The 10,111-nt window shown below is 41.9% G+C and carries 1 protein-coding gene; it reads left to right on the top strand.

All coding sequences use genetic code 11. The features are described from left to right. Positions 1 to 26: 26 nt before the first annotated feature. Positions 27 to 9,848 carry an amino acid adenylation domain-containing protein gene (locus MKY44_RS16675; protein ID WP_341007920.1) on the top strand — a complete coding sequence of 3,274 codons (9,822 nt, stop codon included), beginning with the start codon at positions 27 to 29 and terminating at the stop codon, positions 9,846 to 9,848. The last annotated feature ends 263 nt before the right edge of the window (positions 9,849 to 10,111 follow it).

Below are 10,111 nucleotides of genomic sequence, written 5' to 3'. Positions count from 1 at the left end.
AAATATAAATGTGATCGGGGTGCCGTATGTCTATTTTTAAGAAACAGGAATCGTATTGGGCAAGCCGATTTGAAGATGATGATCATCTTGTTCATTTGCCTTATTGCAAGACAACCTCCAAACACTCAGACGATACGCAGCACCAGAATGATATATATAAGTCTTTGTCAGCCGATGTTTCATATAAAATCAAGTCCATGTCGCGAAATGCTCCTATGGCGATATATACGATCTTATTAACGGGAGTTCAGTGTCTGTTATATAAATACACGAATGAAACCAAGATGATTATTGGTATACCAACGATGGAAGAAAAGAACAATGATCTATCGCTCTCGAATAAGGTTCTTATCTTAAAAAATAATATCAATCATGCGATGTCATTCAAGTCCTTATTTAATCAAGTAAAGGCCAGTTTAACCGAAGCCGTTCAGCATCAACGAATCCCTTTCAGAAAAATGGTTGAACGTTTAAATGTTCAGTATGATTCGAACCATGTACCTCTGATTCCTACCTTGGTTTCGTTGAATGAAATTCATCCTGCCCTTGATGAAAATAACGTAAAAGCGGCAACAATGTTCCACTTTGATCTGGAGAACGACTCCATTCAGTTAAGATTAGTTTATGATGATGATCGTTATGATCGCGATTATATGGTACAAATTGTAGAGCATCTTGACCAATTGTTTTCCGTTGTGCTGAACCAACCTGATCTGGAGCTAAGTCAAGTTGATATGTTATCAGAGTTTCATCGAAACAAGCTGTTATATGACTTTAATGATACAGGGGTTGGGTATCCACAGAACAAGACGATGCATCAATTATTTGAAGAACAGGTGGAACGAACACCGGACCATCCGGCAGTCGTATTTGAGAATAGACAGTTAACGTACAGAGAGTTAAATCAAAAATCCAACCAATTGGCCCGATTGCTTCAAGCTAAGGGGGTGCAGGCGGGTCAGTTCGTTGGCATTATGGCAGAGCGCTCACTTGAGATGATCATAGGTTTATTCGGTATTCTAAAAGCTGGCGGGGCATATGTCCCAATCGATCCGGAATATCCGGCAGATCGTATTAACTATATCCTTGAGGATTCAAAAGTGGCTTGGTTGCTGCATCAAGGTCATATACAGGAACCCGAACATTATGCAGGGACATGTGTCATTCTGGATTCTGAAATAAATCACTATGATGATCATTTAAATTTGGTAGATGGAGCGATCTCCAGTGATTTGGCATACATGATCTACACGTCTGGAACAACAGGTCATCCCAAAGGCGTAATGATTGAACATGCCAGCATTGTGAACTCCCTGCAATGGAAATCCGATTTTTATCATTTTACCGGAGATGATCGGGTATTAATGCTGAATCCATTCGTTTTTGATTCGTTTATTACCCATTTCTTTGGTCCGATGATATCTGGATCGACAGTGTACTTGTTAAACCAGCAACAGTGTAAAGATGCTATAGCCATCAATACGATGGTCAAAAAACAGCAAATCACGCACATCCAAAGTCCACCCAGTTTCTTGATGACCCTATTGGAACAAGTAAGCGCGGAAGATTGGGCATCCATGAAAAATGTGGTGGCTGCGGGAGAGAAAATTGTTCCTGCCTTAATACACAAATTGCAGCGCATCAATCCACGCATCGAAGTGTGTAATGAATACGGTCCAACCGAAAATAGTGTTGTATCCACAGTTCTGTCGGTCAAGTCGGCAGATCAAAATATCTCAATCGGGAAGCCTATTGCGAACAATAGAGTCTACATTTTAGGAGAACGGAATGAATTGCAGCCTATTGGAGTTCAGGGAGAATTATGTGTAGCCGGATCAGGGCTATCCAGAGGTTACTTGAACCGTCCAGATCTGACGGCGGAGAAATTCGTGGATGATCCATTTGTTTCGGGAGCAAAAATGTACAAGACAGGTGACTTCGCAAGATGGCTGCCCGATGGGAACATAGAGTATATAGGAAGGGTAGATCATCAAGAGAAAATTCGTGGACACCGGATTGAACTTGGTGAAGTGGAGACGGCTCTTCTAAATAGTACCCAGATAAAAGAGGCCATCGTCATAGCCAGAGAAGATGAAACGGGAACCAAACAATTATGTGTGTACCTGGTAGGAGAGGATGCAATCACGATCGGGGAACTGCGGGAGGCGCTGTCCCAGCAGCTGCCAAACTACATGATTCCGTCCTATTTTGTACAGCTGGATCAGATGCCGCTCACGTCTAACGGGAAAATCGATCGCAAAGCTTTGCCTGCTCCCAAAGAACATATGTTGAAGGGCATGGAGTACGAAGCACCCCGAACGATGGTGGAACAACAACTTGTATCGATTTGGGAAGAGGTACTTGGGGTAGAGAACATCGGGATTTTGGATAATTTCTTCGAGCTTGGAGGAGATTCGATTAAATCCATTCAAGTTTCTTCGAGGTTATATCAAGCAGGTTACCAGGTGCAGATGAATCATCTGTTTAAAAATCCAACCATAGCAAGCTTAATTCCCTATGTCCAACCCATAAGTACGATGTCAGAACAGGGAATCATCACTGGAAAAGTGATGCTGACTCCAATTCAACATTGGTTTTTTGAGCAATACAAGGTGGACGGCCATCATTATAATCAGTCCGTGATGTTGTATCGGAAAGAAGGTTTTCATGAAGGCACACTTCGCCGTGTATTCGATAAATTGAGTGAGCATCATGATGCACTTCGTACAGTATATCGCCTTACAGAACAGGGGTATGAAGCGTGGAATGAAGGGTTGGCAAGGGAATCCTTATATACACTTGAAGTGATGAACTTCAAGTCATTAGCAGATCCGTCTCAAGAAATCGAGAAGAAAGCAAATGAAATGCAAAGCACGTTTAACGTGGAACGTGGACCCTTGATGAAGCTGGGCGTATTTCAATGTGCAGACGGAGATCATTTACTCATCGTTATTCACCATCTAGTCATCGACGGGGTTTCATGGCGAATTTTGATCGAAGACCTATCGAGGGGCTATGAACAATTAAGTCATGGCGAACCCATTCAACTACCGCAAAAAACGGCTTCATTCCAATTATGGGCAGAACAGCTCCAGTTGTATGCGAACAGTGAAGCGGTAACACAAGAGCTTGCATTCTGGAATGAAATTGAACAGGCAACCTATAAGCGATTACCTACAGATTTCAAAGCGGATCATGCACTGGAAAAAGACAGCGAAGAAATCACGATGGAATGGTCAGCGGCAGAAACGGAGCAATTATTAAAACAAGCGAATCGTGCTTATAAAACGGAGATTAGCGATTTGCTGCTCAATGCACTAGGCATGTCTATTCACCAATGGACAGGCATGGATAAAGTGCTGGTCAATCTGGAGGGACATGGAAGAGAACAAATTTTACCGGATCTCGATATTACACGAACGATCGGATGGTTTACGAGCCAGTATCCGGTTGTACTTGATATGGAAGCAAGTTCAAATATGTCTCTTTTCATCAAAACAAACAAAGAAATGATTCGTCAAATCCCTAAAAAAGGGATTGGTTATGGTATTTTACGATATTTAAGTGCACATCATCACGAAGCGCCCTATACCTTGAATCCTGAAATTAGTTTTAACTATTTGGGTCAATTTGATCAGGATCTTCAGAATAGCGGGATGCAGATTTCTCCCTATCCAGGCGGAGCAACAGCAAGCGACAATCACAGAAGAAATGTTCTTATCGATATGAATGCCTTAATTGTGGAAGGCAAATTGACGTTGTCTCTTCGGTATAGTCGCACCCAATATCAAAAAGAAACGATGGAGCGAGTGGCAACATATTTTAGAGATCATCTGCAAGAAATCGTGATGTATTGTGTGACAAAAGAGAAGTCGGAATGTACACCAAGTGATCTAACGTTAAAAGGAATTACGATTGAAGAATTAGAAGGATTTGTTCAAGAATCGGAACACATTGGTGAAATCGAAGATATATATGCTTTGTCACCGATGCAAAATGGGATGTTCTTTCATCATTTGCTTCATTCAAAATCGGAAGCGTATTTCCTTCAAACCACGCTGGATCTTCATGGTCCGTTAGACGTGGAAGCTTTTACGAAGAGTCTGGATCAGTTGATGCAGCGTAATTCGATTCTCAGAACGAATTTCCACAGCAAATGGAAGAATGAACCCCTGCAAGTAGTATACCGTCATAAACGGAATGGGCTAATATACGAAGATTTGCGTGAGATGAATGAAAAAGATCGTGAAGCATACGTGGCAGACTATACAAGAGCAGATAAAATAAGAGGTTTCGACCTGTCCCAGGATGTGTTAATGCGTATCTCGATCTTGCAAACGTATGACCAAACCTATCGTTTCATTTGGAATTATCATCATATTTTGATGGATGGCTGGTGCCTGTCGCTTGTAATCCAGGAGTTGTTTGATGGATATTATGCTATTCAGGAACAACGAAAACTGGAGGCAAAGGGTACGATTCCATACAAACACTATATCGAATGGTTGGACAACCAAGATCATGATGCATCCCTGAAATATTGGCGTGACTATCTGGAAGGTTATGATGAGCAGACCACTTTGCCAAAAGAACATTCAATTACGAAGAGTGATGAATATCATTCAGAACATATGATTTGTACACTTACTCAGGAATTAACCGGACAAATCGCACAAGTGGCCAGTCAGAATCAGGTGACGCTGAATACGTTCATGCAGACAGCATGGGGAATGTTGCTACAGATATATAACGACAGTGAGGATGTTGTATTCGGAAGCGTGGTGTCGGGCAGACCTGCGGCGATTGTTGGAGTGGAGCGAATCATTGGTTTATTCATCAATACCATTCCTGTACGCATTCAGACTCAAGGTAATGAGACATTTGCAGCGATTATGAAGCGGAATCAGGAACATGCTGTTGCTTCTCATCCACATGACACGTATCCGTTATACGAGATTCAAGCGGAAACATCGCAAAAGCAAAATTTGATTGATCATATCCTGATATTCGAGAATTATCTTGTACAGGGCATTATGGAACAGTTTGGGGATCAGGAGGAGACAGCTCTTCGGATTACGAATATAGAAGCAGATGAACAAACGAACTATGACTTTAATCTGATTATTAAACCAGGCCAATCCATGAAATGTATGTTCTATTACAATGCTAACGTCTATGATCGGGCAAGCGTAGAACGCATTCAAGGTCATTTGATTCAGATGTTGAAGCAAGTGGTCAACAATCCGAATATTCCGATCCATGACATTGACTTGACTACAACACAGGAGAAAACACAAATTTTGGAACAATTTAATGATTCTATGGCTGAATATCCAATGGACAAGACGATTCATGGACTGTTTGAGGAACAGGCGGCAAGGACTCCTGCACACGTTGCGGTTGTATTTGAGGATCAACATTTGACCTATCAAGGGCTGAACGAGAAAGCCAACCAATTGGCAAGAACGCTGAAGGCCAAAGGTATACAAAATGATCAGTTAATCGGGATCATCGCTGATCGTTCGCTAGACATGGTTGTAGGAATCCTTGCGATTTTGAAAGCGGGTGGCGCATACGTGCCGATTGATCCTGAATATCCGGAGGATCGTATAAACTACATGCTTGAGGATTCGGGTGTACATGTATTATTAATGCAAAGTCATTTGCAAGAACGCATCTCTTTTGCAGGAGAGGTCGTTTGCCTGGATCAACCTGAGTCCTATCATGAAGATCATTCCGATTTGGGAATGACTGCTGCACCAACAGGCTTGGCCTATGTGATCTATACTTCAGGAACGACAGGTAAACCAAAAGGGACATGTATTGAACATAAAAATGTGGTGCGATTGTTGTTCAACAGTAAAAATTTGTTTGATTTTAATGCATCAGATACGTGGACATTATTCCATTCTTTTTGTTTTGATTTTTCGGTATGGGAAATGTATGGGGCATTGCTCTATGGCGGAAAACTGGTTATCGTACCTCAAATGACGGCAAAAAGTCCCGAACAATTTCTACAATTGTTAAAAAACGAGCAAGTGACGATATTGAATCAAACGCCGACTTACTTCTATCATCTTCTTCAGGAAGAACTGGGAGGTCATGCAGCAGATCTGAAATTAAGAAAAGTGATTTTTGGAGGAGAAGCCCTCAATCCCGTGTTATTGAAGGAATGGAAGCTGAAATATCCATTTATCCAGTTAATTAATATGTATGGGATAACTGAAACAACGGTTCATGTAACTTATAAGGAAATAACCGACATTGAAATACATGCTGGAAAGAGCAATATTGGCAAACCAATCCCGACGTTGCAGACCTATATTTTGGATCAACATCAACGCATTCAACCAATCGGTGTTCAGGGAGAATTAGTTGTAGCAGGTGAGGGCCTTGCCAGAGGTTATCTGAACCGGCCTGATTTAACCGCAGAGAAATTTGTGGATCATCCCTGGATTACAAAAGGGAAAATGTATCGCACAGGAGATGCCGCAAGATGGCTGCCGGATGGAAATATTGAATATCTGGGACGAATCGATCATCAAGTGAAAATCCGTGGTTACCGAATTGAGCTTGGCGAAGTGGAAACTGCGCTTTTGCAAATAGACTCCATTCAGGAAGCGGTCGTTATTGCCCGTGAACATGAGGATGGTTCGAAGCAGTTGTGTGCGTATTGGAAAGGCGACAGCTCACTGACAGCGAAGAAAATCAGAATGGCATTATCTCATGAAATTCCGGATTATATGATCCCGTCTTATTTTGTTCAATTAGAGCATATACCGTTAACTTCCAATGGAAAGGTTGACCGTAAGGCATTGCCATCTCCACAAGAACATTTGCAAAAAGGAACCGAGTATATGGCGCCGCAAAACGCTGTAGAACAAGCGATCGTCTCTGCCTGGGAAGCTGTGCTTGGTGTTCAAAAGGTTAGCACATCAGATCATTTCTTTGAACTCGGGGGCGATTCGATTAAATGTATTCAAGTTTCCTCACGACTGCTTCAAGCAGGGTATAAAGTGGAAATGAAGCATTTCTTCACCTATCCGACAGTAGCAGAGTTGAGTGAACACGTTACATCCGTGAGCACTATTTCTGACCAAGGGGAAGTTGCGGGACAAGTGATGCTAACACCTGTTCAGCGCTGGTTCTTTGATCAAAATATGGTGGACGCACATCATTACAATCAGGAAATGATGTTCTTTCGTGAAAAGGGATTTGATGTCCGTTTTATTCACAGCATCATGGATAAGATCGTGAAACAGCATGATGCTCTCCGTATCCTTTATCGACAAGCGCCTGAAGGCGGATATGAAGCGTGGAATCGAGGGGCAGACGAAGAAGGATTATACAGCCTTGAAATCGTTGACCTCAAAACAGAAGCAGATCCCGCATCGTTCATTGAAAATAAAGCAAAAGAAATTCAGAGTGGTATGGATCTGTCTCACGGACCTTTGATCAAACTTGGGTTGTTCCAATGTGCTGAAGGGGATCACCTGCTTATTGCCATTCATCATTTGTTGGTAGACGGGGTTTCATGGCGTATTTTATATGAAGATATTCAGACAGGGCAAGACCAGTTCTTAAGAGGTGAAGAAATCCGGCTTCCTCAAAAAACGACCTCGTTTAAACAATGGGCAGAACAATTGTCTACGTTTGCAGACAGCCCGGCGATGAAGCAAGAGAATCCATACTGGAGTCGTGTGGAGCAGGCCCAGCTAAGCCCGCTGCCTAAAGATATGGATTGTGATGAGACGATTGGCAAAAATAGTGAAACGATCACCGTTCATTGGACAGCAGCGGAAACCGAGCAATTATTAAAGCAAACACATCATGCGTACCATACGGAAATTAATGATATATTGCTAACGGCATTAGGAATGGCTGTTCATGATTGGACAGGCATGGGAGAAATCCTCGTAAATCTGGAGGGGCATGGTAGAGAAGACATCCTGCCAGAGCTGGACATTACGCGTACAGTGGGATGGTTTACGAGTATGTATCCCGTTATGATTACGATGGAGTCCGGGGCTGACTTATCAAGGAAGATTAAGACCGTCAAGGAAGGACTGCGTCAGATCCCAACCAAAGGCATTGGTTACGGGATTTCGAGGTATTTGTCACATGGAAATGAAGGATTCAAGTTAGAGAAAAATCCCGAAATTAGTTTCAACTATATGGGACAGGTGAATCAGGATTCGGGCCAAGATGGCATTAAATTCTCGCCTTATTCCAGCGGACCATCCGTAAGTGAAAACAACAAGAGACCATTTGTGCTTAATATCAATGGCATTGTTACAGAGGGTCGGTTGTCGCTGTCCATTAACTATAGTTCAAAACAATATCGGCGGGAAACGATGGAGCAACTGGCTTGTCTCTATAAGGAAGGCCTTAATAGAGTCGTTGAACATTGTGTAACGAAGGAACAAACCGAGCTGATGCCAAGTGATATTTCATGCAAGTCATTAACCATTGATCAATTGGATCAAATCGTGGAACAAACTGGGCACATCGGTCGAATCGAAAATGTGTACCCACTTACACCATTACAGAAGGAAATGTTGTACGAAAGTGAACGGAATCCAATTTCGGGCGCTTACTTTGTACAAATCATGTTTGACATGCGTGGTGATTTGGATGTTACCTCTTTTGCGCAAAGTTTGGATCAATTAATGCAAAGGCATGCGATATTAAGAACTAATTTTTACAGTGATTTCGTGGATATCCCTCTTCAAATCGTGTATCAAGAGAAGAAATTTGAATTTAACTATGAAGTTGTAGCTGGCACAAGTGAGCTGCAACGTAAAACGTATGTTGACGAGTATATCGAGCAGGACAAGGCGAGAGGATTTGACTTACAACGAGATTCGCTAATACGCATGTCTGTTTTACGAACAAAGCCTGAGGAATACCGCGTCATATGGAGTTTTCACCATATTTTGATGGACGGCTGGTGTATGTCTCTGGTAAGCAAAGAGATATTTGAAAATTATTTTGCGATTCGGGAAAATAGAAAACCTCAAGTGACTCTATTAACACCTTATAGTCAATTCATTGAATGGCTGGAACAGCAAGATCATCAAGGTGCAATAACGTATTGGAGTCATTACCTGGAAGGTTATAAAGGGCAAACGAAATTGCCTGGAGAAAAAATCAAACCAAAACATGAAAGACAGGATTCCAGAACGCTAAACTGTTATTTGGATGATGTACTAATCGAGCAAATGAAACAGATTGCGGAACAGCAGCATGTAACGCTCCATACGTTAGTGCAGACTGCCTGGGGTGTATTGTTGCAGCAATACAATGAAAGCAATGATGTTGTATTTGGAAGTGTTGTGTCGGGCAGACCACCTGTCATTCCTGGGATCGAAAGTATGATTGGGTTATTTATTAATGCGATTCCTGTTCGTATCCAGGCTCAGGCCGATGAGTCATTTATATCTCTAATGAAAAGGAATCAGGCACAAGCTGTGGAGTCACATGCATATGATACGTATTCGTTATATGATATTCAAAATCTGACCAAGCAAAAACAATCTCTAATTAACCATGTTGTTGTGTATCAGAACTTCCCGGTAGAGAACCGAATGGAGAGTCTGGGTCAGAAAGGTGAAATACCGCTTGAGATTATGAATGTTGGGGGTACAGAACATAATAGTTTTGATTTTACTTTGATTGTCAAACCCCATGAAAAAATGAAGATCATTTTGATGTACAATGCCAATGTGTATGACCCATCTACCGTTGAACAGATTCAAAAACACTTTATTTCCATGATTCAACAGGTGGTAAGTAACCCGGAAGTTAAAATAAACGAACTTGCGTTGAGTACGTCGAACAGTTATTAATGCACAAGTAATGGGCCGCTCCAAAAGTGAGTTTCCTCCTCACTCAAAGCGCTAACGAATCTGACGCGTCTTAAGAGGTAGATCGACATGAATGGCAATCTTTAACGAACCTCAGTAACGTTATTTCATCATATCAGGGTGTCAGATCCTAAAAAACGACCCAATCGATGAAATAACGTCTCTGTGATTCGTTACACCACAGACTTGTGCAAATCAGAGTGAATAGCGTGTGCCAGGTTCATTAGAATAAAAAACCTTAATAA

Source organism: Paenibacillus sp. FSL R7-0026 (genome assembly GCF_038004485.1).
Taxonomy (GTDB): Bacteria; Bacillota; Bacilli; order Paenibacillales; family Paenibacillaceae; genus Paenibacillus; species Paenibacillus xylanexedens_A.
This window is presented reverse-complemented; position numbering and strand designations above follow the sequence as displayed.

Coding starts and splice junctions, on each gene's coding strand:
- MKY44_RS16675 (WP_341007920.1), top strand. CDS start 27: ATGTCTATTTTTAAGAAACAGGAATCGTATTGGGCAAGCCGATTTGAA.